General features: G+C 66.1%; 17 protein-coding genes. 7 read left to right on the forward strand and 10 right to left on the reverse strand.

The window, feature by feature from the left end; genetic code table 11:
• Positions 1-9: 9 nt before the first annotated feature.
• Genes Q7P63_04730 through Q7P63_04740 form a run of 3 tightly spaced genes read left to right on the forward strand, consistent with a single transcriptional unit; the run spans position 10 to position 2,745 of the window.
• Positions 10-1,425, forward strand: coding sequence for a sigma-54 dependent transcriptional regulator (locus Q7P63_04730; GenBank protein MDP0499387.1), 1,416 nt, complete (start codon positions 10-12; stop codon positions 1,423-1,425).
• Between the two features lie 8 nt (positions 1,426-1,433).
• The gene (locus Q7P63_04735; GenBank protein ID MDP0499388.1) at positions 1,434-2,096 is read left to right on the forward strand and encodes a hypothetical protein; all 663 of its coding nucleotides are present in this window, start codon (positions 1,434-1,436) and stop codon (positions 2,094-2,096) included.
• Positions 2,089-2,745 (forward strand): hypothetical protein, encoded by a 657-nt coding sequence (locus Q7P63_04740; GenBank protein ID MDP0499389.1) that lies wholly within the window; start codon positions 2,089-2,091, stop codon positions 2,743-2,745. Before Q7P63_04735 ends, Q7P63_04740 begins: the two co-directional genes overlap by 8 nt.
• A 174-nt stretch (positions 2,746-2,919) precedes the next feature.
• On the opposite strand, the gene Q7P63_04745 is transcribed toward Q7P63_04740, so the two are convergent.
• The 5 genes from Q7P63_04745 to Q7P63_04765 all read right to left on the reverse strand — a co-directional run bounded on the left by Q7P63_04745 (position 2,920) and on the right by Q7P63_04765 (position 12,804).
• Positions 2,920-5,244, reverse strand: a complete 2,325-nt coding sequence (locus Q7P63_04745) for a glycoside hydrolase family 95 protein (GenBank protein MDP0499390.1) — start codon at positions 5,242-5,244, stop codon at positions 2,920-2,922.
• Between the two features lie 183 nt (positions 5,245-5,427).
• Entirely contained in the window at positions 5,428-6,594 is a 1,167-nt protein-coding gene (locus Q7P63_04750) for a hypothetical protein (protein MDP0499391.1), read from the reverse strand.
• Between the two features lie 169 nt (positions 6,595-6,763).
• Positions 6,764-10,033, reverse strand: coding sequence for an efflux RND transporter permease subunit (locus Q7P63_04755; protein MDP0499392.1), 3,270 nt, complete (start codon positions 10,031-10,033; stop codon positions 6,764-6,766).
• 3 nt (positions 10,034-10,036) lie between these two features.
• Positions 10,037-11,323 carry an efflux RND transporter periplasmic adaptor subunit gene (locus Q7P63_04760; protein MDP0499393.1) on the reverse strand — a complete coding sequence of 429 codons (1,287 nt, stop codon included), beginning with the start codon at positions 11,321-11,323 and terminating at the stop codon, positions 10,037-10,039.
• Positions 11,320-12,804, reverse strand: a complete 1,485-nt coding sequence (locus Q7P63_04765) for a TolC family protein (GenBank protein ID MDP0499394.1) — start codon at positions 12,802-12,804, stop codon at positions 11,320-11,322. The genes Q7P63_04760 and Q7P63_04765 overlap by 4 nt, the downstream gene beginning before the upstream one ends.
• Before the next feature lie 237 nt (positions 12,805-13,041).
• On the opposite strand from Q7P63_04765, the gene Q7P63_04770 reads away from it, so the two are divergent.
• Positions 13,042-15,447 carry a glycoside hydrolase family 15 protein gene (locus Q7P63_04770; GenBank protein ID MDP0499395.1) on the forward strand — a complete coding sequence of 802 codons (2,406 nt, stop codon included), beginning with the start codon at positions 13,042-13,044 and terminating at the stop codon, positions 15,445-15,447.
• Between the two features lie 13 nt (positions 15,448-15,460).
• Here Q7P63_04770 and Q7P63_04775 read toward each other — a convergent pair whose 3' ends face one another.
• Together Q7P63_04775 and Q7P63_04780 are read right to left on the reverse strand one after the other, a co-directional pair.
• Complete coding sequence (locus Q7P63_04775; protein MDP0499396.1) at positions 15,461-16,657, reverse strand: hypothetical protein; 1,197 nt, start codon at positions 16,655-16,657, stop codon at positions 15,461-15,463.
• A gap of 367 nt (positions 16,658-17,024) precedes the next feature.
• Positions 17,025-18,005 (reverse strand): metallophosphoesterase, encoded by a 981-nt coding sequence (locus Q7P63_04780; GenBank protein ID MDP0499397.1) that lies wholly within the window; start codon positions 18,003-18,005, stop codon positions 17,025-17,027.
• Between the two features lie 117 nt (positions 18,006-18,122).
• Here Q7P63_04780 and ribH point away from each other — a divergent pair, with 117 nt between their 5' ends.
• Entirely contained in the window at positions 18,123-18,692 is a 570-nt protein-coding gene (gene ribH / locus Q7P63_04785) for a 6,7-dimethyl-8-ribityllumazine synthase (protein ID MDP0499398.1), read from the forward strand.
• Complete coding sequence (gene nusB, locus Q7P63_04790; GenBank protein ID MDP0499399.1) at positions 18,692-19,141, forward strand: transcription antitermination factor NusB; 450 nt, start codon at positions 18,692-18,694, stop codon at positions 19,139-19,141. Before ribH ends, nusB begins: the two co-directional genes overlap by 1 nt.
• Before the next feature lie 265 nt (positions 19,142-19,406).
• On the opposite strand, the gene radC is transcribed toward nusB, so the two are convergent.
• Entirely contained in the window at positions 19,407-20,105 is a 699-nt protein-coding gene (radC, locus tag Q7P63_04795) for a DNA repair protein RadC (protein MDP0499400.1), read from the reverse strand.
• Between the two features lie 99 nt (positions 20,106-20,204).
• Between radC and Q7P63_04800 the strand changes: the two genes are divergently transcribed.
• Positions 20,205-20,477, forward strand: coding sequence for a hypothetical protein (locus Q7P63_04800; protein MDP0499401.1), 273 nt, complete (start codon positions 20,205-20,207; stop codon positions 20,475-20,477).
• 217 nt (positions 20,478-20,694) lie between these two features.
• Here the strand turns inward: Q7P63_04800 and Q7P63_04805 are convergent, their stop codons facing one another.
• Positions 20,695-23,274, reverse strand: a complete 2,580-nt coding sequence (locus Q7P63_04805; GenBank protein MDP0499402.1) for a von Willebrand factor type A domain-containing protein — start codon at positions 23,272-23,274, stop codon at positions 20,695-20,697.
• A gap of 14 nt (positions 23,275-23,288) precedes the next feature.
• Entirely contained in the window at positions 23,289-23,831 is a 543-nt protein-coding gene (locus Q7P63_04810; GenBank protein MDP0499403.1) for a sigma-70 family RNA polymerase sigma factor, read from the reverse strand.
• Between the last annotated feature and the right edge of the window lie 276 nt (positions 23,832-24,107).

Genomic DNA, 24,107 nt, shown 5'->3' on the forward strand with positions numbered 1-24,107 from the left:
TAGAGCGCCATGGCGTTTGACCGCATCCTCATCGTGGACGACGAGCGCATTGTGCGCAAAGCGCTCTCCACGTGGCTGCGCAAGCGCCAATACCAGGTCGGCGCCGCCGAAAGCCTCGAAGAGGCCCGCAAAAGCCTCAACCAGCTCGCCTACGACCTCATCTTCCTCGACGAGCGCCTGCCCGACGGTGAAGGCTCCGAGTTTTTGAAGGAGATCGCCGACTTTCCCGACGCCCCCATGGTCGTGATGATGACGGGCTTCGGCAACGCCGACTCGGCCATCCAGTGCATGCGCGCCGGCGCTTTCGACTACCTGATCAAGCCCTTCCCCAACGAGCAGATCGACGTCGTCGTCAAAAAAGCCGAAGACTACCGCCGCGTCCGCCAGCTCACCCGCTTTTACAGCGGGGCCGACGAGCAGCAGAAAGACTCGCTCCTCATCGGCCAGAGCGCCCAGATGCAACAGGTGAAGGACTTGATCCGCCGCGTGGCCCCCACCCAGGCCACCGTGCTCATCCACGGCGAAAGCGGCACCGGCAAAGAACTGATCGCCAAGGAAATCCACCGCAACAGCGACCGGCGCGACCAGCCCTTCATCCGCGTCAACTGCGCCGCCATCTCCGAAACGCTGATCGAGAGCGAATTCTTCGGGCACGAAAAAGGCGCCTTCACCGGGGCCGACCGCCGCCACGCCGGCCGCTTCGAGCTCGCCGACCGCGGCACCATCCTGCTCGACGAGATCAGCGAGGTGTCCCCCGCGCTCCAGGCCAAGCTGCTCCGCGTGCTCCAGGAGCAGGAATTCGAGCGCGTGGGCGGCACCAGCACCATCCGCGTCGACGTGCGCGTGATCGCCACCACCAACCGCGAACTGCAAAAAGCCGCCGAGCGCGGAGAGTTCCGCCAAGACCTGTATTACCGCCTCAACGTCTTCCCCATCTACAACCCGCCTCTGCGCGACCGGCAAGACGACATCCCCCTCATCGCCCGCTACTTTATCGACCTCGCCCGCCGCCAGCACGGCGTGGAAGTGACCGGCCTGAGCCCCGAAGCCCTGCAGGCCCTGCTCGACCACCCCTGGCCCGGTAACGTGCGCGAGCTGCGCAACCTGATCGAGCGCGCCGTCATCATGACCAGCGGAGGCGGCAGCATCCAGCCCGCCGCCCTGGGGCTCGAAACCGCCGCCGGCAGGGCCGATGCCCCGCCCAAAAAAGAGGGCACCCCCTCCCTCCAGCGCCATGCCTTCACCTCTTTGGCGCCGGAAAGCCTTCCGCCCCTTGAACAAATCGAACAAGAGCATATTCTGATGACTCTGAACGCTTTCCAAGGTAACCGCACGCGCGCGGCCGAGCAGCTCGGCATCAGCCTGCGCACGATGCGCAACAAGCTTCGCCAGTATCGCGACGCCGGTGTGCCGGTGCCCAATTAAACTCCCTCATGCCCAACTGTCTCGACCTCAGCCGCTTTGCCCCCTGGGCGGAAGAAGCCCGTGCCCAAGCCATGCGCAAGCTCCTCCACGACGGCGGCAACCAGCTCCTGGGCGTGCTCTCGCTGGCCGAAAGCTGGCGCGACGAAGAGCCAGACGAGGAATCGAAGGAAGACTGGCAGGAAGTCTACCTCGCCGCGCAGATGCTCAAGACCCAGCTCGCCCACATGCGCGAGATCCTGACCGAAGACAGCAGCTCCACCCGCGTCGAAGCCATCGCGTGGCTGGAGACCAATCAGGCCCTGTTGCAAGACCTGCTGCCGCGCGGCATGCGCTGGGAGTGCCACACCAACGCCGAGAGCGCCCGCCTCCCGGTGCCCGAATCGCGCTGGCGCGACTTCCTCGTGGCCTGCATCATGTTCCAGATCGGCGAAGTCACCGGCCAAGGCACGCTGCATTGCCGCCTGGAGCGCCACGGCCCGCGGCTGGAGCTCTCGTGGCTCTACGAATCCCGGCGCGCCGAGATTTTTGCCGAAATCCAGGAGCGCATGAGCGAGCTGTGTGCCGCCATCGGCTGCGATCACGAGATCGAAGTCCTCCCCGGCAGTATCGAGACCCGCATGGGTTGGACGATCGAAGGCGCGGAAGAACCGCCGCCGCTCCGCAATGAGTGACCCCTTCTGGTCGTTAATCGCCGGGGCCTGGGTCGGGCTGCTCTTTGCCGCCTCGTTTGCCAGCTCCACCGTCTGGCTCTGCCAGCTCACCTACAGCGGCTACGTGCGCCTCGCGCTGGCCGTGCTCCTCGCGCTCACGGGCGGCACCGCCTGGGCCGTGGGCCTGTTGAGCGCCGGTTGGCTCGTCGCCTGGTGGTATGCACACCCGCTGGCGCTGATCCTCGGGGGGCTGGCCACCATCTGGCTCTTCATCTCGGCCCTCGCCGTGCGCCGCGCCCCGCCCCTGACCGGCCTTGTGGTGGAGGTAGACCCCGAGCAACGGCGCGGCCTCGTGTGGCAGGCGCTCAAGCGCCCCCTCTCATTCTGGGGCACCTACGTTTTCGGCCTGGGCGCGCTCAATTTGGCCGAGCGTCACCCCGAGCCCTGGGAATTCATCGGCTGGCTCCCGGCCTTCCTCGGCGGCCTCCTGCTCGGGCAAGCCGCCTGGTTTTGCTTCTTTATCCTGCTCGCCTGGCTCGGCCGCTCGATCGAGCCCGAGATCTGTCTGCGCTCGCTCAACAAGCTCCGCTTCCTCAGCTTCGTCATCCTGCTCGGCCTCGCGGTGCTCAACCTCGTCAACTTCGTGACCTACCTGTTGGGCGGGCTGTGAGGAAGAGGGACAAGGGGTAATCTGGGAGTGCGGCGCTCTGCGCCGATCTGGATTCTGGAGCAGGCTGCGGTGGTCCACTACAGCGACCGTATCTTCAAACTCGCTTGGCGCTAAACCAGATCGCCGCGGAGCGGCGCACTCCCAGAGCGCGTGGGGCGAGGTGGTGCCACCGCCCTACCGCCCGTCCCAGGTCAGGGATTCGCCGGCGGGGAGGGAGACTTCGCGGGTGGCGTCGCCGTGGCGGAGCACGGCCTTGTTGCCGAGCAGGGAGCGCACGGTCGCTTGCTGGAGCTGGCCGCCCTTCCATTCCAGATCCACCTCAAAGCCGCCGCGCGCACGCAGGCCGTGGACGGAGCCGTCGGGCCAGGCGCTGGGCAGGGCGGGCAGCAGATCGAGCTCGAACTGCATTGATTCGCCCGCCAGCGACTGCGGATCGAGCGGCAGGTGGCTTTGCAGGAGCATCTCGACCATGGCGGAGGTGCCGCCAAAGTTGCCGTCGATCTGGAAGGGCGGGTGCGCGTCGAAGAGGTTGGGGTAGGTGCGCGAAGGGTCGAGCAGCAGCTTGAGGATCGAGTAGGCGCGGTCGCCGTCGTGCAGGCGCGTCCAGAGGTTGATGCGCCAGGCGATGGCCCAGCCCGTGGTGCGGTCGCCCCGGGTGTTGAGGGTCGTGCGGGCGGCCTCGCTCAGCTCGGGCGTGCGCTGGGGGGTGATCTGGTTGCTGGGGAAGAGCGCGTAGAGGTGGGAGACGTGGCGGTGCTGCTGATCGGTAGCAGAGGCGTCCCAATCTTCGAGCCATTCCTGGAGCTGGCCTTGGCTGCCCACCTGGTCGGGCGGCAGGCGGTCGCGCGTGGCGAGCACCTGTTGACGCCAGTCGGCATCGCGCCCGAGGATCTGGGCGGCGGCGGCCGTCTGGGCAAAGAGGTCGCGCAGGATCTGGCTGTCCATCGCCGGCCCTGCGGCAATCGAGAGGCCGCTGTGGTGCGCGTTTTCCGGCGACATCGAGGGGCTGGTGACGAGGTAACCGTGCTTGGGCTCTTCCACGAGGTTGGCGAGGAAGAACTCCGTCGCGCCCTTCATGATCGGGTAGGCGCGCTGGAGGAAGGCCCGATCCCCCGTATAAAGGTAGTGCTGCCAGAGGTGGGTGCTGAGCCAGGCGCCGCCGCAGGGCCACATGCCGTAAAAGGCCGAGTCGATGGGGCCGGAGGCGCGCCAGAGGTCGGTATTGTGGTGCGTTACCCAGCCGCCGGTGCCGTAATGCGCCCAGGCAAAGCGGCGGCCCGTCTTCGCGAGGTCTTCGAGCAGGGCCCAGAGCGGTTCGTTCAGCTCACCGAGGCCGGTGGGGTTGGCCGGCCAGTAATTCATCTCGGTGTTGATATTGATGGTGTATTTCGAGCCCCAGGGCGGGTTGATCGAGTCGTTCCAGATGCCTTGCAGGTTGGCGGGCTGGGAGCCGGGGCGGGAGCTGGAGATCAGCAGATAGCGCCCGTAATCAAAATACAGCGCGGCCAGCGAAGGGTCTTCGGCCTCTTGAAAGGCGACTACGCGCTCGTTGGTCGGCAGTTTGGCCGCCGGGGTGGTGGCCGGGAGGTCGAGCGTAGTGCGGTGAAAGAGGCGCTGGTGTTCGCGCACGTGGTCCGCCTTCAGCGCGTCGTAACTGCGCAGGGCGGCCTTTTCGAGGGCCAGCAGGTTTTTCGCCGTCGGGTCGCCATTCACAGTCTGGTAGTCGACGTAGCTGGTGGCGGCGCTGATCAGCAGCACGACGGCTTCGGCGCGTTCGACCCGCAGTTGCTGGCCCAGCGGCACGATTTCGCCCGCACCATCTTCGAGCAGCACACGCACGCGGGTTTCGAACTTCAGGCCTGCTTCGATGCCCTGCATGCCCGTGTTGGTGCCGCTGAGCACGAGCGTATCTCCTTCGACACGGCTCGTGGCGGGCAACGGGGACTGAAAGCCGAGGGTGAAGCCCAGCCGGCCAGTGCGGTCGGGCCGTTCCACGTTTTTGGCGCTGAGGCGGACGACGATCACCTGATCCACCGGGCTCGCAAAGACCTCCCGCACGTGCACGGTGGGCCCCGCCCGGAAGGTCGTGCGGGCGATGGCCGTATCGAGGTCCAGCTCGCGGCGGTAATCGCGGGCCGTTTCGAGGATGGAGGTGGTGATGAGCAGGTCGCCGATCGTCTGATACGGCATCTGCTGCATCGGCTGGGCCATGAAGCGCTCCTGCACGAGGTCCTGCGCTTCCTGATACTCGCCCCGGTTCAGGCGGTTACGGAGGCCGGGCAGGATGTCTCGTGCGTTCGGGCGGGCCGGGTCGTAAGGGCCGCCCGCCCACAACGTGTCTTCGTTGAGCTGCAGGCGCTCTTGCCCGATGCCGCCAAAAACCATTGCGCCGAGCCGCCCGTTGCCCACGGGCAGGGCCTGGACCCACTCCGTGGCCGGCTCTTGGTACCAGAGCACGGGGGGCGGGTCTTCCTCCGCTGGAGCGGCGGGGGTGAGCACGGGAAAGAGAGTCAGGGCTAGGAGGGCGAACGGGGTAGAGAAACGCATCGGCCCGAGCCTGTCGCCGCTTGCCAGGAAGGGCAAGAAGGCCCTCGGTCTTATTGTTGAATCACCCGGGCACGAAAAAGCGCGGCGGGGAAGGTTCCCGACCGCGCTTGGAGAAAGAATCGTTTGCGAGGCCGCCTACGCCCGTGCTTCCGCAGGCTGGAGCTCGTTTTCGAGCTGGCTCGTGCGAATGATGTAGAGCGGCAGGGCAACCACGGCGACCAGCGAAATGGCGGCCGCGACTTGATTGAAGGTGCTCTGGAAGGTGCTCATGTCGACGGCACCGGCGAGGGCGCTGTTGAGCACCGGCAGGCCGAGGGCGATCAGCACGCTCACGGCGAGGCCCGTGCCCGCCTTGGCCAGGTCGAGCGCGGCCAGGCGCACGCCCACGGTGACGGAGGTGGGGCGCTCCATGATGCGCAGGCCGATTTCGCGACCGGCGAGCATCCCGATGAAGACCCAGGTCGTGCTCATCGGCATGTTGCTGTGGAACTTGAAATACCAGAGCAGCACGCCGTAGAGCAGGTCGATCAACGTGGCCGAGCGGATGTCGACGGTGTTGCGCTTTTGCAGCACCACCTTCTGGATCGCGCCGCCGTGCGAGTAGAAAATGAAGCCCTGCACCGCGACCATCCACACCAGCGCCAAGACCAGCCAGCTGGTGTCGAGCGGGCGGGGCAGGTAGATGAAGATGTTGGCGAGGTCCTGCGTCAGCCAGCCGCTCCAGAGGATGGCCGTACAGATCCACTGGGCCACGATCCAGCCCGTGTGCGGCTCCTGGGCCTTGATGTGCAGCGTGCCTTCGGAGGTGGGCACATGGGCCGTCCCGTCGCCATTGGCGCCGATCACCGCCGGCTTGCGGTGCCACTTTTGCTCCAGCACCTTGGCGATGCCCACATAGATCACGAGGGCGGCCACCAGAGCCACGCCGTAGCCGAGCAGCGATTTCTCCAGCATGCCGGGCAGGGCCGAGCCCATGAACACCAGCAGGATCAGGAACGAAGTGCTGACGGGGAAGCCGAAGCGGGTCAGCCCCAGCAGGATCGCGGGTGCGATGAGGTGAGTCCAGTTGAACTGGATCTCCGAGAACTCAGGAAATTTTGCCAGACGGCCGTGCGTCGCGTCTCCATGGAACCACCCCCAGAGGATCGTGGCCACCATCACCGTCGAGGCGAAGGCGAAGAGCAGCCACCAAGGGCGTTTGCTGTTCGACGCCAGGAACGTGCCCAGCGTCTGTATGGAGTCGTTGGCGACGATCGCATACGCCGCCAACAGAAAACCGATTACCATCACAATTGTGTCCATATCGGATAAGTCGAAGTCCACGTAGAGGGATGGCCTCCGGTTCGCACCACCGTTGCTCAGACAATACCTCCACGCCCCATCTACGGCTGACGGCACACCCGTTGTAAAGATCAAGGGTTTGTCTTCACGAAAATGTAACATAAGTGCCGCTTTGTTACGATTTCGTAACTCAACGCGGTGCTGCGCCTTGCACGGAGGGGTGCGGCGGCGGTTCTTTGCCCCGGGCACGGTGCACGAGGGCGCTCACCCGGTGGCGGGCATCTTCGGCGGCCAGATAGGTCGCCGGCACCAGCAGGAGAGTGATCACCGTCACGAAAAGCACGCCAAAGCCGAGGCTGATCGCCATCGGGATTATAAAGCGCGCCTGCACCTGCGTCTCGAAGATCATCGGCGCGAGGCCCATGAAGGTGGTCAGCGAGGTGAGCACGACCGGGCGGAAGCGCCGGCGGCCCGCGTCGACCAGCGCCTTGTGCAGGTCCATGCCCTCGCGCCTGCGGTCGTTGACGGCCGCCACCAGCACGAGCGAGTCGTTGACCACCACACCACTGAGCGCGACCAGGCCAAACATGCTGATGATGCTGAGGTTGTAGCCGAGCAGCAGGTGGCCGATCACGGCGCCCACCAGCCCGAACGGCACCACCAGCATGATGATGAAGGGCTGCAGGTAGCTGTTGAAGACCACCGCCATGAGGCCGTACATCACCAGCAGCGCGATCAGCATGCCCGTCTGGAGCGAAGCCATCGACTCCTGCTGGTCTTCCTGCTCGCCCGAGACGAATTGCTCCAGCCCCGGGTAACGCTGCTTCAGCTCCGGCAACTCGGCGGCGAGAACCTGAGCCGTGATCTCGCCCCCGGTCGTCACCTGCTCGTCTACATCGGCCGTCACCTCGGCCACGCGGCGCCCGTCTTGCCGGTTGATCGTGGTGGCGGAGTGCCCGCGCTCGAAGTAGGCGGCCTCGGGCAAAGGGATCTCGCCCCCCTGCGGCGTACGCAGGATCAGGTTGTCGACCAAATAGCTCGTGTTGCGCTCGTCGTCGGGCAGGCGCACGTAGACGCGCAACTCGTCGCGCCCCCGCTGCTGGCGCTCCACCTCGGCCCCAAAGATCAAGCCGCGCAGCTGCTGCGCCAGATCGGCCTCGGTCAGCCCCCGCGCCCGGGCCGAAGGGCGCAGCGTGAGGTCGATCTGCTCCTTGCCCTCCTGAAAGCCGTCGTCGACGTCGCGCACGCCATTATAGCGGCGCAGGCGCTCCGCCAGCTCGGCGGAGGCTGCCTCCAGGGTGCGCAGGTCGCTGTGGACGAGCTGGATCGAGACGGCGGAGCCGGTGGCGGGCCCGGTATCGTAGCTCACGCGAAAAGTCTCCGCGCCCGGGATCTCACCGATTTTCTCGCGCAGCAGGTCTGCAAAGTCGCGGGTCGAGATCGCGCGGTCGGCCCCCGGCACGAGCGACACTTCCACGGCGGCGAGGTGGCTGCCGCCGGGCGTGCCGCCAAAGTTGCCCGGCCCGGCGGTACTGGTGGCCTGCGAGCCCACCATGGCAAAGATGCCCTCGGCGATGTCGCCCTGCTGGTCGTCACCCTGTTGCTGCCGGGCCTCGTCGAGCGCCGCGCGCCCACCGTTGACGATCTGGCGCATCGCCCGCTCGGTCTGCTCCTGCGAAGTGCCGTAGGGCATCGTCAGCGCCACCGAGACGCGGTCGCCGGAGATGTTGGGGATAAAGGTCGTGGGCAGATAGCCGCTGGCGACAAAGCCGATCACGATGATCAACACCCCGTAGGCCGCCGCCAGCGTCAGGTAACGCCAACGCAGCACGCGCTCGATCACCGGCGGGTAATGAGCGTCCACCCACGAGCGGAAGCCCTCGGAGAAGCGGTTTTGCGCCCGGCTGAGGCGGGCGAAAATGCCTTTGCCCTCCGGCTTCTTGTTCGGGTCGCCCGCGTGCTCGGCCAGGTGAGACGGCAGCACGAGCAGCGATTCCACCAGCGAGATGAGCAGGATGGGGATGATGATGAGCGGGATTTCGCTGAAGAACTCGCCCGCCACGCCCGGCACGAAGAGCAGCGGCGAAAAGGCCACGATCGTCGTCATCACGGCGAAGACCACCGGCACGAGCACCTCCTTGGTGCCTAGCAGGGCCGCGAGGCGGGGGTTGTCTTCCTGGCTGCGCCGGTCGGAAATGGCCTCGCCGACCACGATCGCGTCGTCCACCACGATGCCGAGCACCAGCAGGAACGCGAAGAGCGAGAGCATGTTAATCGACACGTCGAAGACCGGCATGAAGATAAACGCGCCCAGCAGCGAGATCGGCAGCCCTAGCGTGACCCAGAAGGCCAGGCGCGGCCGCAGGAACAGGCCGAGAATGATCAGCACCAGGATCACGCCCAGGCGCCCGTTTTCGATCAAGAGGCCGATGCGGTCGCGGAAAATCTCGCTGCTGTCGTTCCAGGTGGTGATGGAGAGGTTTTTGGGCAGCTCCAGGCGCTTGCGTTCGAGGTAAGAGCGCACGGACCCCGTAATCTCCAGCGGCGTCTGGTCGCCCACGCGGTAGATCTTCAGCCGCACCGCGCGCTCGCCGTTGAAGTAGGCCGCAATGTCTTCGTCGCGAAAGCCGTCGACCACCGCCCCCAGGTCGGCCAGCGTCACGACACTGCCGTTGGGCTCGCGGATCACCGCCACGTCGCGAAATTCGATCCCGTATTCGCGCTCCTCCGTCACGCGCAGGCGCAAGTCGCCACTCGGGGTCTCCAGCGCGCCCGCCGGCAGCTCGATCGAGGCGGCGTCGACGGCCTGCGCCACGTCCTGTACCGAGAGCCCGTAACGGCGGAGGTTGGCCTGCGGGATCTCGATGCTGATCTCCGGCTCCGGCAAGCCGTCCAGCTCCGTATAAGTGATCGGCGTCTGGTGCAGCAGGTCTTGGCGCACCTCCTCGGCCAGCATCTTCAGCTCTTGCGGCGTGGCCTCGCCGTGGAAGATCAGCGAGATGACCTGCGTGCGGTTGTCGGGGATGGTGATGATCGGCTCTTCGGCCTGGGCGGGGAAAGAGCGGATGGCGGCGACCTCGTTCTTGATGTCGTTGAGCGCCCGCTGCCGGTCGGTGCCGGTAATCAACTCCGCCAACACCGTGCCGCTGCCCTCCGAGGCCGACGCACGGACTTCCTTCACCCCGTCGACCCCGCGCACCGCGTCCTCGATCGGCAGGATAATGGCCTCTTCGACCTCTTCCGGCCCTGCCCCGGGGTAGGGCACGGAAATCGTCACCTGGTCGAGCTCCACCTGCGGGAAGACCTCCTGCTGTGCGCGGAAGGCCGTGAGCAGCCCGCCCGCCAAAAAGAGCAGCATGATAAGGTTGGCCGCGACAGGGTGGCTGATAAACCACGCCACGATGCCCTTCTGGCCCGCCATCGGGTCCTTTTTCGCCTGGTCGTTGTCTTGCTCGGCCATGGCTCAGGACGCGGAAGCGTTGGACGTTGAAGTTTGGCCGCCCGACTCCTGGCCGGGGCCGCCCTGCTGGTTCTGCTGCCGTTGCCGTTCGACTTCTTCGGCCCGGCGCAGCTTCATGCCCTGGACGGGGTTGGACAGCGGAGAGGTGACGAGGCGGTCGTCTTCCTGCAACTCGTCGCCCACGTAAAAATGTTCCGGCGTCTGCCACACGATGTCGACCGGCTGCAGGTGCAGCTTGCCCTCGCGGTAGACGTATACCTGGTTGCCCTCGCGCAAGGCCGACCACGGGACCTCCACCAGCGGGCGCTCCATCGGCGTCTCGATCCGCACCTCCACATAAGCGTTGAGCAGCAGGGGCAGCTCCGGGGTTTCGCTCGGTTCGGCTTCGGCGGAGGGCAGCCGCAAGGGGTCTTCGACCTCGATCAGCACGCGCGCCATGCTGCCGTTTTCATCGAGATCGCCATAAAGGCGGGAGACGCGGCCTTCGCGCTCGATCCGGCGCTCGCCCAGCTCCTGAATCACGCGCACGCGGGAGGCTTGCCCCGGTGTGGCGTTAAAGCCCGGGATGCGCAGGCGGTCGAGCTGGCGCACCGGCAGGCTGGCCTCGACCCAAAAGACATCGTCGCCAATCAACTCGATCAACTGTGTCTGCGGGGAGACGAGCTGCCCGATCTCCGCATCCTCCTGCCGGATAAAGCCGTCGAACGGCGCGGCGATGCTGGCCTTGTCGAGCTGCAGGCGGGCGCGGTCGAGCTGGGCGGCTGCCGTCTGCACCTGGGCGCGGGCGCTCGCCATCTGGGGCTCACGCAGCGCCAGCGCACGGTCGGCCGGGGCCTCGTTTTCGACGTTTTGCTGGTAATACTCCCAGTCCAACTCCGCCACGTCCTGCCGGCCCTCTTCCAGTGCCAGCTCGCTCTCGGCCTGGGCCAGTTGTCCGGCCGCCTCGGCCACCTGGTGGCGGTAAACGCGCGGGTCCACCTGCACCAGCAGCTCCCCGGCTTTTACGCGACCTCCCGGGCGCACGGCCGGGTGCAGCTCCACGATCTTGCCCTCCACCTCCGTCTGGATCCAGGCGCGGCGGGCGGGCATCACGCTGCCGTAGCCATGGACTTCCAGCGGCTCGGAGCGGCGCTGCACCGTCATCGTCTCGACCACCGGCCCGAGGGTCTGCGGCTGTTCCTTTTGCGGTGGCTGCTTGAAAACGAAAAGGGCCATCGTGATGCCGATGGCGAGCAAGAGGACGAGCACCGGCAGGCCGAGGCGGAGAAACTTGGCGCGTTTCTGATTCATGAGGCGGAGGAGGCACGGGGGTTGCGGACGGCGGTGGGCAGGGCTTCGTCGCTGGCGACGGCGCGGAAAAGCTGTAGGCGGTTCAGCCAACGGTCGCGGCGGGCTTCGAGCAGCGCAATCTGGGCGTCGCGCAGACCCTGCTCGGCCTCCAGCACGCGCAAGTAATCAATGGCACCGTTCACGAAGCGGCTACGGGCCAGCTCGAGGCTCTGCTCACTCTGGCGTAGCTGCGAGGCGGCGCTGGCTTCGTAAGACTGGAGCTGCTCGGCCTGGCTGAGGGCGTCGGCCACCTCGCGCAGGGCATCCAGCCACGCTTGGGCGTAAGAGAGGCGGGCCACATCGGCCTGGGCGCGGGCAATGTCTTCCCCCGCCGCGATCCGCCCGCCGTCGAAGATCGACTGCTGGGCCTCGCCTGCAAGCGTCCAGAACACTGTATCGAGCAGGTTTTCCAGCTCCGTCGCCTGCCAAAAGAGGTCTGCGGAGAGGCTCAGGGCGGGCAAGCCTTCGCGAGCGGCTGCAGCCGCCTGGGCATCGGAGGCCTGGAATTCGTAATACGCCTGCCGCAGGTCGGGGCGGTTTTCCAGCAGATCCAGCGGCAAGCCGGGCGCGGGCAGGGGAGGGAGCGGCGGCAGTTGCGGCGCAGCGTCAAAGGTCACGTTTTGCGGCGGGCGACCCGTCAAGGTCGCGAGCTGGTGCGCGAATTGGTCGCGCTCTGCCTGGGCGAGGTAACGCTGCCCGCGTAACTGCTCCGCCGTCTGTTGCTGCTGGGCGAGGTCGAGCGCAGACGTCTGCCCTTGGCCCACCCGGCGTTCGAGCAGCTCGATCTGGTCGTCGACGGCGTCGAGCTGGCGCTGCAGCAAGGCAAGCCGGGCGTCGGCGGTGCGCAGTTGCAGGAAGGCCTCCGTCACCTGCGCGGCCAGGGAAATGGCGAGGCCCTCGATCTGGGCCTGCGTGGCCGCCACCTGACGCTCGGCGGCGGCCTCCTGCGCGGCGAGGCGGCCCCAAAGGTCGATCTCCCACGAGGCGGCGAGCCCGGCGCGGTAGGTGGTGTCGGTGTAAGCGTCGGGGACGTCCTGCCCCTGTCCCCCGCCCGGCGACTGCTGACCACCCCCGGCCAACGCGGCGGAGGGGCCCATGATCGGCTGCTTGCTGCGCTGCACCTGCCCGGTGGCACTGAGCGTCGGGAGCCGCCCGGCCCCGGCTTGGCGGGCTTGCGCGAGGGATACCTCCAGTTGCGACCAGGCCTGTTGCCAACTCGGGTTGCGGTCGAAGGTTTGCGCCAGTAAGTCGGCCAGCTCGGGCTCTTGCCAAATATCGGCCCACTGCTCCGGCGGCACCGTTTCCTGCGCCACTTCACGAAATGCACCGGGCATCGGCACCTCCGGGCGCTCCGCATGGAAGTCGCTGGCCTGGTGGCAACCGCCGAGCACGAGTGCGGCCACCCCCAGAATCGGTAGACGGAGGCTGAAACAGGGAGACATGCCCGCAGTAGTGGCAGGTGCCGTACCATCCCCTCCCTCTTGCGTTGCATAACGTTGATAAAGGCTTGATCTGGAGCGTAAAACAGCCGTTTGCCCTTCAGAACGGGTCAGGCGGCTTTGCCATCTGCAACGTGCTGGAGCCGAAGAAGGTGCATCGTTGCGTTCGCCGAAGATGCGGGCCGTTAAAGACGGCGCGGATAGCTTGAACACCCGGTGGGTTCGTGTAATCATGGCGGCATGAGCGCACCGTTCACGGCCGAATTCGCGCCCGGTAAGCCGGGAGTTGCCCCACGCTGGTCCTCGACCGTCAAAGACGGCGTCGGGACCGCCTTCCAGCGCGAAAGCCTCGTCTGGTTCACGCTCGGGCAGGGCGTGGTAAAGGAGGTCTTTTACCCGACGATCGACACGGCCAACCTGCGCGACACCGGCTTCCTCGTCACCGGCCCCGACGGCTTTTTCTCCGAAGAGCGCGTCGATACCGAGCACGAGACGCAGATCCTCGAACCTGGCGTGCCGTTTTACCAGGTCACCAACACCTGCAAGCAAGGCCGCTACCGGATTCACAAGGAGATCATCTGCCACCCCGCGCGCGAGGTGCTGCTCCAGCGGGTCCGCTTTGAGGCGCTGCAGGGCCGGCGCGAAGACTACCGCCTGTATCAGCTCATCAACCCCCACCTGCGTAACAGCGGCGCGCACAACAACGCGCTGGCCATGGACATCAAGGGCCGCCCCTACCTCTGTGCCGAGCGGCAGGGCGTGTGGCTGGTCGCTGCCTGTGATCGCCCGTGGCTGGCCCGCTCCGTCGGCTACGTGGGCGTGAGCGACGGTTGGCAGCAGTTGAAGGAGCAGGGCGAGCTGCAAGAGCGTTACCACCGGGCGCCCGACGGCAATGTCGCCCTCTGCGGCGAAATCGAGCTGGGCGGCAGCGACGAGTGGATCCTCTCCGCACTCTCCTTTGGCCGGAGCGCGGCAGAAGGCGCACACCACGCACACGCCTCCATCATCGAAGGCTGGCAGACCGTCTGCGACGTCTACACCGACGCCTGGCGCGACTTTCTCAAGGGCTGCAGCGCGCCCGACCTCAAGGCAGCCGATCAGGACCTGCTCCACACCAGCCGCATGGTCCTGCGCGTGCACGACGGCAAGCAATACCCCGGCGCGCTCGTCGCCAGCCTGTCTTACCCCTGGGGCTCGCACGAAGACGGCAACAGCGAATCCGGCGGCTACCACCTCGTGTGGCCGCGCGACCTGGCGGAGGCCGCGCTGGGCTACCTGGCGGTCGACGACCCGCAGTCGGCCCGGCAATCGCTGATCTACCTGCTGGGCAACCAGGAGGAAGATGGCCGCTGGGCGCAAAACATGTGGCTCGACGGCAGCCCCTACTGGACCGCCAACCAGTCCGACGAAACCGCCTACGCGCTGCTCCTGGCCGAAGTGCTCCACCATGCCGACGTGCTCAAAGGCATCAACGTCTGGCCCGCCGTGCGTAAGGCGGCCGAGCACCTGCTCGTCAACGGCCCCGGCACCGCGCAAGACCGCTGGGAAGAAGTCAGCGGTTACCCCATCTTTACCCTCGCAGCGGAAGTGGCCGGCCTCATCGCCGGCGCACACCTCGCCCGCGCCTATGGCGACGACGCCTTCGCCACCTTGCTCGAAGAAACGGCGGACGACTGGAACGCCTTTATCGACGACTGGCTCTACGTGACCGATACCGCCCTCACCCGCGAGCTGGAGATCGACGGCTTTTACCCGCGCACCGTGCCCTTTGCCGGTGTCTCGGGCGGCGACCCCGCAGGCGCGAAAGTCACGCTGGCCAACCGCATGGAAGAGCCCTACGCCGTGCCCGCAGGCGAGCTGTCGAGCGCCGACGCGCTGTCACTCGTCTGGCTCGGGCTGCGCCACCCCAACGACCCCCGGATCGAGAACACGCTGAAGGCCATCGACGCGACGACCCGTTGCGAGACGAAGGCCGGGCCCGGCTGGTATCGCTACCGCTACGACGGCTATGGCGAGCGCCCGGGCGGCGAACCGTTTGAGGAGGCTGGCATCGGTCGCCCCTGGCCCCTGTTGACCGCCGAGCGCGCCAACTTCGAGCTGACCCGCGGCAATCGCGACGAGGCCAAGCGCCTTTACGAGACCGTCTCCCGGATGGCCAGCCGCTGCGGCCTGCTGGCCGAACAGGTGTGGGACGAGGACGACATCCCGGAGAAGTGCCTCTTCAACGGGCAGCCTACCGGCTCCGCGACCCCGCTGGTGTGGGCCCATTCCAGCTTCCTCCAGCTCTCGCGCTCGCTGCACGAAGGCAAGGTCTTTGGCTGGGCCCCCTCCGCCCACGCCCGCTACGTAGGCGAAGACGAGCCGCCGCCCGCCCGCGCGATGTGGCGCTTCGATACGCCCGTGCCCCGTATGCAGCCCGACCGCACGCTACGCCTCATGCTCACCAGCCCGGCCCGCGTCCGCTACACGACCGACGGCTGGAAATCGCAGCACGACCTCGAGACCCAGGCCAATGGCGCCATCCACTGGGCCGACCTCCCGACCGAAGACCTCGAAGCAGGCGCCGAAGTCGTCTTCACCTTCTACTGGACCGACTCCGCCAAGTGGGAAGGCAAAGACTTCACCGTGCGCGTGCAGGAGTGGTAGGGGTGCCCCCCCCTCAGCTCGAAGGCGAGGCGGTTTCTTCGAGCCATTCGAGGGCGGTGGCCAGCGAGTTGCAATGCTCGGCCACCGGCTCCAGATAATTGCGACGCGAAGGGTCGGGGTGCGCGGGGCGCTGGAGAAACATGCGGTAGGCTCCAGCTTCGCTTTGCCAGCCCCGCTCGGCCCAATCGGCCTGAAAGAGGCGCATCGCCCCATCTTCCGCCACCGAGCGGAGGGGGGAGAGGGCGGCGCGCTCGGCCGGGAGGCCCATGCGCTCCAGCATGACACGGCGGGCCTGGGCGCAAGGCTCGCGCGCCACATCGGCCAAAGTCAGGTGCGCAGGATCTTCGATCGTCGCCTGCGTTACCCGGACGCCGTGCCAGGCCCAGAGCTGCCAGCCATCCGGGAAGATCATGGCCGGGCCGTCGGCACAGTGCGGCAAGCCTGCCTCGTCGAGGTGCAGGCGGTCGGGCAACTGGGCCGCGATGGCCAGATCGTCGAAAAGCCAATACATGGAACAGACGCGGGCGATCTGGCGCAGCGGCAGCACTGTCCAAAAATGTGCGCTCGGCCCCAGGAGGGCGGCGCTGGCCTCGATTTCCGCCAGCTCGCTGGCCCCGAGATTGCCGAGGCCGGAGAGCAGACTGGCCTCGACCACCGCATCGGCATTGGGCGGCAGCACGTCGAAGTCCAGCTCGGCCAGGCCGGGAAGCACCTGCGCGAGGGCGCCGTTGGCCTGTTGGGCCACCTGTTGCCAGATATCCCCCTGGCGGCCCCATTGGGCGTGCAGGGCGTCGCGCCACACGGCACGCTGCACAAATTCGGGCAAACTGCTGCCCGTGCCTTCGGAAAGTGGTGCCGTCACGGTGCGCTCAATCGCCTGTCTGGCATCGTCGCGCAGGCGCTCGTGGGCCCATTCGCGGGTATCCTGGAGCAGGAGCTTGTTGAGGTCGTAAATCATGTCGACCATCTCGCTCGCCTCCGGAGTCTCGTAATCGTGCAGCCAACTCGCCAGCAACGCACCGGCCAAGGGGCTGCCGACCACCACGCGGTGGCGGGGTGGGGCATAGCCCAGGTGGCGGTAACAGGCGTGCAGCCGCGCTTGCAGCGCCACAGGGGGCAACGGCCCCACCAATCGCAAGCACCCGTTCCAGTAGCGGACGATTTGCTGGAGCCTCTGGTCGGACGAGGAAAGTTGCGATGGTTGCGGCATGGCGGCTGGGCAGGGGTTTTTACCCTAAATCGGAAGGATGACCGCTACTTTGAGTCGGTTTTTTTTGAATGGGCGATTTGTAAAAAATCTGGCCCTTAGTCCTTCAAGCAAATCGGCTACCAATCTGACTCACTTAAGGCAGGGAAGTACGGAAGATGTTCCAAATGCCTGTTTCACCCGCAAAATTTTCACAAAAAGGCGCGCCCCGATGTAAAAAACGTCCATTTATGCCAATCTTGCGCCGCCAGAAACCCTTTCAGGACGAGCCTCTTTTTTTCCTCCCCCTGCGCTGCCAACGGTGCAACCTGACCGCCAAGCGGCGTTCGTGTCGTTGTATTTTGAGAACCAGCACCTTCCGCCGCCGCCCTCAGGCCGGGCGCAGCGTGTGCAGCGTGATCTCCCCGGGGCAGTTGATCCGCGCGGGCACCCGGCAGCCCCCCGTGCCCCGGCTGGTATAGCCCACCATCTCGCCCTCGCGCCAGCCCCCGGCGATCACGCGGCGCGGTAGATCGTCGATGGCGACAATGGCACGGCCCCCGGGCAGGCACAGTTGCCCCCCATGGGTGTGGCCGCAGGGCGAAAACGCCACCTCGGCGGCATCGGCCTCGCGCGATACCTTGAGGTCGGGCCCATGTTGCAGGAGGATGCGCGGGCACTCCTCCGCTGGAGGAGCCCCATCCAAGGCCTTCGCGAGGTCCCCCGTCTCGTAAAAGAACGTGTCGTCGATCCCCGCGAGGGTAAACCGGCGGCCCCGGAAGGGCAGCACCACGTGCTCGTTCATCAACAGGCGGATGAGGCCGGTCGCCTCCAGCGGCTCCGCCAACTCCAGCTCGTCGTGGTTGCCCAGGGTGCCGTAGACGGGCTGGGGCAGGGCGGCGAGGATCTCGCGGTTGAGGCGCAGCACCAGCTCCTGCGGCGTGTCGTAATCGTTGCGGAAGTCGCCCGTGATCACGCACAAGTCGCACTCCACCCCGCGCACCCCCTCGACGACTGCCGCCACCAGGTCCGGCGCGATGTCGGCATGGAGATCGGTCAGGTGCAGGATGCGCAAGCCGTCCAGGTCGGCGGGCCAGCGCGGGCAACGGTGCTCCAGGTGCACCAGGCGGGGCTGCACAAATTCTTGTCGGGCACTTTTGTAAAGACCGGTGGCCCGCAGCCCCCACTCGACCAGCCGGTTGACGGGGAGGAAGCGCCCGGCGTGCTGCAGCAGGTTGCGCCGCTCCAGCGCGATGCTCTTGCGGCTCCGGTGGCGCTCCAGCCGGTGCGCATGATGGCCCGGGCCCAGCCGTTCGGCCAGGCTGTGAGCGGGTGGCGGGACGAAAGGGATGCGCGAATCGGCGACCTGCATGGCACGCGCACCATGCGTCAGAAGGCCCGCGTTGGCAAATCCTCTCTTCCCTTGCCTTGACTTGTCTTCCGGCCAGCCGCAGATTGGCCGATCTTTTACGTTTGCTGATTTCACCCGATGAGCGAAGATTTTCCCAATGCCGCGCTGATTGATGGAGCCGGGCTGCGGTTCGGCATCGTCGCCGCGCGCTTCAACCAGCGCCATGTCGACGACCTGCTCGTCCAGGCCCTGGACGCCCTCGACCGTGCCGGCGTCGCCGCCGAAGACATCGAGACGGTGCGTGTGCCCGGTTCGCAAGAAGTGCCCTACGCTGCCGCCATGCTGGCCAAGACCTACGAGTTTGACTGCATCATCGCGCTCGGCATCGTCATCGCCGGCGGCACCAGCCACCACGAGATCATCGCCGAGTGCACCGCGCAGGCCCTCCAGCGCGTGGCCATCGACACCGAGATCCCCGTTATCAACGGCATCGTGACGGTCAACAACGAAGCCCAGGCCGTCGAACGCAGCGCCGGCCCCACCGGCCGAGGCCGCGCCTTTGGCGAAGCCGCCCTGCAAATGGCGGACGTCAAGCGCCGCCTCGTCGGCCGCCTCGACGAGATCGATGCCATCCGTGCCGCCGAAGCCGCCCAGTGGGGCGCCGGCGATGAAGAGCCCCCTTCCCCCGAAGATCCTTGGAAACTGTAGTGAAGAATTCCCGCCGACGAGACAATCGCGTCGCTGCGATGCAATACCTCTTCCAGTGGTCCTTCAACCCACCGGAAACCCGCTTGCGCCTCGACCGCGACATCCGCGCGTTTTTCGAAACGATCGACCCGGAGCGCGAGCGCGTCTACTACAGCTTTGCCGAAGAGCTGATCTACGGCGCGCTCGACCACCGCGAAGAGATCGACGAAGTGATCAAACGCTACGCCAAGAACTGGGAGTTTGGCCGCATCGCCAAGATCGACCTCGCGATCCTGCGCCTCGCCATCTACGAAATGATGGCCCGCCGCGACATCCCCCCCATCGTCAGCATCAACGAAGCGATCGATCTCTCCAAGGAGTTCTCCAACCCCGATGCCAAGCGCTTCATCAACGGCATCCTCGACCAATACAAGCTCACCCTCGACCGCCCCCTGCGCACCGCAGAATAGAGGAGAGGGCCGAGAGCCGGTTTATTTTGAAAAGCAGCTTTCGCGAAGGAGGCTGCTTTTTTAGTGGGCGGGTGAGGGGCTGACCTCAACCCTACGCTAAGAGGTGCAAAGTTCTGGCTTGCAGGAGCATCGAGCATCCCGGAGGGATGACAGCTAGATAGCCGGTGGTTGAGGACGCCTCGCGTCCGACACCACCGGGACAGTAACGAATCAGAGTTTGCACCTCGGAGATGTGCCACTGCGGCACAGTCTGCCCCGCAGCCCCCTAAATCACCCCGGCGCGGCGGAAGGAGTAGACGTCCTGGCCGGCGATGATGAGGTGGTCGACGATGCGAAGCTCCAGCGGTTTGGCGGCGAGCTGGAGTTGCCTGGTCAACTGGATGTCGGCGCCGGAGGGCTGGGCGCGGCCGGTGGGGTGGTTGTGGACGAGGAGGATGCCGCTGGCTTTTTTACGCAGGGCCGTTTCGAGAATGCGGCGGGGGTAGATGTAGACGCTATCGAAATCGCCCTCTTCCACCCGGTCGAAGGCGTTCGGGATCAGGCGGTTGGCATGGTCGAGGTAGGCCACTTCAAAGACTTCGATCTGCAAGCCCCCGAGGCGGTGGCGGTAATAGGCCTCGATGTCGGTGCCGCTCTGGAGCAATTCGCCGCGTTCGATGCCCTGCTGCAGGTAAAGGTCGGCCGCTTCGCGGACGAGGCGGAAGACGAGGCTGCTGGCTTCGCCCATGCCGTCGATCTCCTGCAAATCGCGCGGGTCGGCATCGAGCACGCCTTTCAGGGAGCCGAAGCGTTGGATCAGCAGCTTCGCCAGCGGCTTCACGTCGCGCCGGGGGATGGCCAGCGTGAGGAGCAGCTCGACCACCTCGTGCGGCGCAAAGCCGTTGAACCCCGTCTGGGCAAAACGGTGCCGCAGGCGGGAACGGTGCCCGGCGGGCGAGGGGGTGTCGTCAGAGCGAGGAGGCATGGCCACGAAAGCCCTGGGAGTGTGCCCCATATACGGCTGTTTGAAAAGGCCCATTTGGACGCCCGCTCAACATTGGCCGGGTTTATGCAGAGCAAAGGTATGGAATCCGCCGTCCGTATTCTGGCCTTTGCGCTCATGTTGTCACCGACGTGGGCCTTCGTGCTGGACCACGCCCTTTTTGCTGCGAGCTTTGACAGCCTCACCTGGGGGCTGGGTGGGCTTGGGCTCGCGCTGCTGGCGGCCATGCTTTTGCCCGAGAGCGTGCGCACCCGCACGTTGATCGCGCTGGCGTTCCTGCTCGCCGGCCTGCTACAGATCGGCCTGATCAGCGTCTACGTCCTCGGGGAAGACGGGTCGTTCCTCGCGGTGTGAGCAGATGCGGCGGTCGTAAAGATCCCCGCGTGTCCAGGTAATTCAGGTAATTTCACCTACGCTACAAGAGGTTTCCTCGAGAGCCTTCATCAGCTCTTCAAGTGCTTTCGCCCGTTCGGATGAGTTCATTTCCATTGGTTCGTTGCATAAAAGGGCGCCGGGGCGGATAAAGGGAGGCCGCACCCGGCGCGGGGATCTGCACTGTGGGGGAAAGGCTCTAACGCTCCTCTTCCAGCGCTTCGGCTTTGGAGAGTAGCTCGACGAATTCCTGGCGGTCGGGGTCGTTGGCGGTGGCGCTCTTCGCCATTTGTAAGAGGCGCGGCCAGCCGAATTCTTCCACCGCATCGCTCTTTCGCAGCTTGAGGCCAAACCCGGCGACCGCTGCGCTGAAGCGGAAGTCTGCGCTGGCCTGCTGGGCGCGCACCGCTTTTTGCGGCGCAGCGACCGGGAACTCGCGCAGCGTGCTCGTTTCGCTGAAGCCGTCGAGCGTGCCGTTGTCGACCTCGGCGGCCTTGTAGCGCAGCTTGACCGTGGCCAGCTCGCCCGAGGCGGCAGCCGGGGCTTCCGCTGCGCGGGTGGGCTGATACTTCAGGCCGTCGACCGTGCCTGCGGGCTGCCATTCGACGCCGGGCGGGATGATTTCGTAGAGCGCGACCACCTGGTGCCCGGCTCCGATTTCGCCCGCGTCCTTCTGGTCGTTATTGAAGTCCTGGGCGGCGAGCGCGCGGTTTTCGTAGCCGATCAGGCGGTAGGCCTGCACGTGGGCGGGGTTGAATTCCACCTGGATCTTCACGTCTTTGGCAATCGGCACGAGGTTGCCGACCGCCCCGTCGACGAGCACCCGGCGCGCCTCCTTTTCACTGTCGATGTAGGCGTAGTTGCCGTTGCCCTTGTTCGACAGCTCTTCGAGCGTGGCATCCTGATAGTTGCCCATGCCGAAGCCGAGGATGCTGAGGTAGACGCCAGTCTTGGCTTCCTTTTCGATCAGGTTGACCAGCTCGCTGCGATTGGTGACGCCGACGTTGAAATCGCCGTCGCTGCAGAGGATCACACGGTTGGCCAGCTCGGGCGCCAGGTGCTTGCGCGCTTCGGCGTAGGCCCGCTTGAGGCCGCCTTCGCCGTTGGTGCTGCCGCGCGCGCCCAGTTGGTCGATGGCGTGCAGGATCGTCTCGGTGTTGTTGGCGGTGGTGGAGGGCAGGGCCACGTGGTCGCTGCCGGCATAGGTGACGATCGCCACCCGGTCGCGGGCATCGAGGCGCTGCACCAGCTCGCGCAGGCCGGCCTTGACCAGCGGCAGTTTGTTTTGGGCGTTCATCGAGCCGCTGACGTCGATCAGAAAGACGAGGTTGGTGGCGGGGCGCTCTTCCCAGGGCATTTCGTAGCCCTTTACCGCGATGCGCAGCAGCTGGTGCTCGGGAGCCCAAGGGGCTTGCGCGATCTCGGTGTGCACGGCCAAGGGCTCGTCGCGGGTCTCGGGTGCGGCGTCCTGATAGCGGAAGTAGTTCAGCAGTTCCTCGATCCGCACCGCGCCTTCTGGCGGTAGCTGGCCCTCGTTGAGGAAGCGGCGCACGTTGGCGTAGCTGGCAGTGTCCACGTCGACGGAAAAGGTCGAGAGCGGCTCGTCCACCGGCGAAACGAAGGGCTTTTCGTCCAACGAATCATACGCCTCGCGATCCGTCGGTGCAGGCTGGACCTCGATTGGGCGCGGCATGGGTACCGGCGGCACGTCGCTGGGTGGTGCGAAGTATTGCAGGGTGGAGGCCGCCGGGGCGATCTTGGCGGAAGGGGGCGCAGGAATGATACGGCGCCGCTCCACGCCAAGCGATGTAGTGCTACGAGCGTCTGCGGAGCTAACCTCAAATGGACTCAGATCAAACACCCTTTCGTCGGAGTCTGTGGCATCCGCTGCGGCTACCGGCGTGTATGGGGGCAGGCTTTGCGGTTGGGGTGCGCTTGTTTCCGGCGCGGCAGGCAGGCCGCCGACCATGGTCTGGGTCGAGGCCAGCCCCTGCAGGTCGGGCGTGCTCAAGTCGAGCGGCTGGAGCGGCACGGGGCGTTCGGGGGCGGCATGGGACACTGGCGCATCTAAATTATACATCTCAATGCGGGCGCGAGGGGAGGGGCGGGGGCGCAGGTCGACGTTTTGCAGCTCTTCAAGCGTGGGTGCGGCGTTTTGGCGGGCCTGCTGCTCGGTCTGCTCCTTCAGGGCGAGGAGGTCCACCTCCTGCAGCGCCTGCAGGCGGCGGTTGTCTTCGGCCACCCGGGCCGCTTCGTCGGCCTCCAATTGGTCCACCAGCTCCTGAATCGCGCCCCGGCGCAGGTCGTCTTCCGAGGTCGGCTCGATCCGAGTCAAGGTCTGCCCGGTGTTCTGCGGCTCCATCAGCATCTGGACGATGTTCATGGCGTAATACATGCCCACGAGCACGAGGCAGGCGGCCGCACTGGTGAGGAGCGCCTGATAGGTGAGGAAGGGCGTGCGCTTGAGCTGCGGGGCCTTGGCCTTGAGCGCCTCGACGCGGGCCTTGCGCTGGTCGTCGTTGAGCACCCGCTTCTGGGCGGCCTTGGGGGCGATAAAGGGCGTGGGATCGGCCACAGGAACCTGCTCCTGCAGGCCGCTGGGCAGCGGCTCCGCATCGTAGGCGTCGAGCAGCAGGTTGCCGAGCTGCTCGGTCTCCGCCACGTGGGCGGCGGCTGCGGGATCGTCGCGCAACAGTTGCTCCACTTGGGCGCGTTGTTCGGGCGTCAGGTCTTCGCCCAAGGCGTAGGCGGTCAAAAGGGATTGGTCTTCGGGCTTCATCGTGGTGGCTCCGGTTAGCGGGGGGAGGGCAGCAGGTCGGTCTGCGAGCGCACTTGCTCGCGCAGGCGCTGGAGGGCCTGGTGGAGCAGCACGCCCACGTGGTTGACGGTTTTCTGCGTCGTCTCGGCGATCTCCTGATAGCTGAGACCGGCCTGGAACTTCAGGCGCAAGACCTCCTGGTGGGCCGGGGGCAGGGTAGCGATGAGGGCGAAGACGCGAGCGGTCGTGTCGCTCGATTCGGCCGCAGCCGCCGGCGAGGGATCGCTGGCGGAGAGCTGGGCGGCGGTGGGTTCTTCCAGAGGGTTCATCCGTTGATGGCGGCGGAGGTGGTCGAAGACCCGACTGCGGCAAACGGTGAAGAGCCAGGCGGGGATGCGCGGCTCGAGCTTGGCGCGGCTTTCCCGGCAGAGGCGGAGGAAGGTCTCCTGCACGGCGTCGGCCGCCACCTCGGGATCGTGGGCGAGGCTGCAGGCGTAGCGCAAGAGCGCGGGCCGGTGCTCGGCGAAGAGGGCTTGCGCCCATTCGTGGTCTGGCGCGGCGGCAGGGTGGGGTTCCATTCGGCTCGGCGGGGGAAAATTCGGGTCGGTTATCAACGGGTATACGCAGCAGCGCACCCCTTTCTTAATCACAAAAGTGTGCGCATTTCCTCGCGCCCGCCACAAGGAAAACCCGCTGAGAGGCCGGATGGTTGCAGTTGGGGGCGGTAATGGAGGGCAGTCGAAGAAAGCCTTGCCAGTCAAAAGGCAGGCCGATTGTGTTTTGTGACAGTTTGGGAGGGAGTTCCACTCCTGAGCTATGGTGCGTAGTGTATAGAATTCTGTTATGCAAAAAAG

The sequence above is a fragment of the Verrucomicrobiota bacterium JB022 genome, from assembly GCA_030673845.1.
Taxonomy (GTDB): Bacteria; Verrucomicrobiota; Verrucomicrobiia; order Opitutales; family Oceanipulchritudinaceae; genus WOUP01.

What these genes read in the sequence shown, in the direction of transcription:
- Q7P63_04755 (MDP0499392.1), bottom strand. Translation starts at nt 10,033, where the DNA reads ATGGCCGAGCAAGACAACGACCAGGCGAAAAAGGACCCGATGGCGGGC.
- ribH (MDP0499398.1), top strand. Translation starts at nt 18,123, where the DNA reads ATGAGCGAAGATTTTCCCAATGCCGCGCTGATTGATGGAGCCGGGCTG.
- Q7P63_04780 (MDP0499397.1), bottom strand. Translation starts at nt 18,005, where the DNA reads ATGCAGGTCGCCGATTCGCGCATCCCTTTCGTCCCGCCACCCGCTCAC.
- Q7P63_04765 (MDP0499394.1), bottom strand. Translation starts at nt 12,804, where the DNA reads ATGTCTCCCTGTTTCAGCCTCCGTCTACCGATTCTGGGGGTGGCCGCA.
- Q7P63_04735 (MDP0499388.1), top strand. Translation starts at nt 1,434, where the DNA reads ATGCCCAACTGTCTCGACCTCAGCCGCTTTGCCCCCTGGGCGGAAGAA.
- Q7P63_04810 (MDP0499403.1), bottom strand. Translation starts at nt 23,831, where the DNA reads ATGGAACCCCACCCTGCCGCCGCGCCAGACCACGAATGGGCGCAAGCC.
- Q7P63_04750 (MDP0499391.1), bottom strand. Translation starts at nt 6,594, where the DNA reads ATGGACACAATTGTGATGGTAATCGGTTTTCTGTTGGCGGCGTATGCG.
- Q7P63_04805 (MDP0499402.1), bottom strand. Translation starts at nt 23,274, where the DNA reads ATGAAGCCCGAAGACCAATCCCTTTTGACCGCCTACGCCTTGGGCGAA.
- Q7P63_04770 (MDP0499395.1), top strand. Translation starts at nt 13,042, where the DNA reads ATGAGCGCACCGTTCACGGCCGAATTCGCGCCCGGTAAGCCGGGAGTT.
- Q7P63_04730 (MDP0499387.1), top strand. Translation starts at nt 10, where the DNA reads ATGGCGTTTGACCGCATCCTCATCGTGGACGACGAGCGCATTGTGCGC.
- Q7P63_04760 (MDP0499393.1), bottom strand. Translation starts at nt 11,323, where the DNA reads ATGAATCAGAAACGCGCCAAGTTTCTCCGCCTCGGCCTGCCGGTGCTC.
- Q7P63_04800 (MDP0499401.1), top strand. Translation starts at nt 20,205, where the DNA reads ATGGAATCCGCCGTCCGTATTCTGGCCTTTGCGCTCATGTTGTCACCG.
- Q7P63_04740 (MDP0499389.1), top strand. Translation starts at nt 2,089, where the DNA reads ATGAGTGACCCCTTCTGGTCGTTAATCGCCGGGGCCTGGGTCGGGCTG.
- Q7P63_04775 (MDP0499396.1), bottom strand. Translation starts at nt 16,657, where the DNA reads ATGCCGCAACCATCGCAACTTTCCTCGTCCGACCAGAGGCTCCAGCAA.
- radC (MDP0499400.1), bottom strand. Translation starts at nt 20,105, where the DNA reads ATGCCTCCTCGCTCTGACGACACCCCCTCGCCCGCCGGGCACCGTTCC.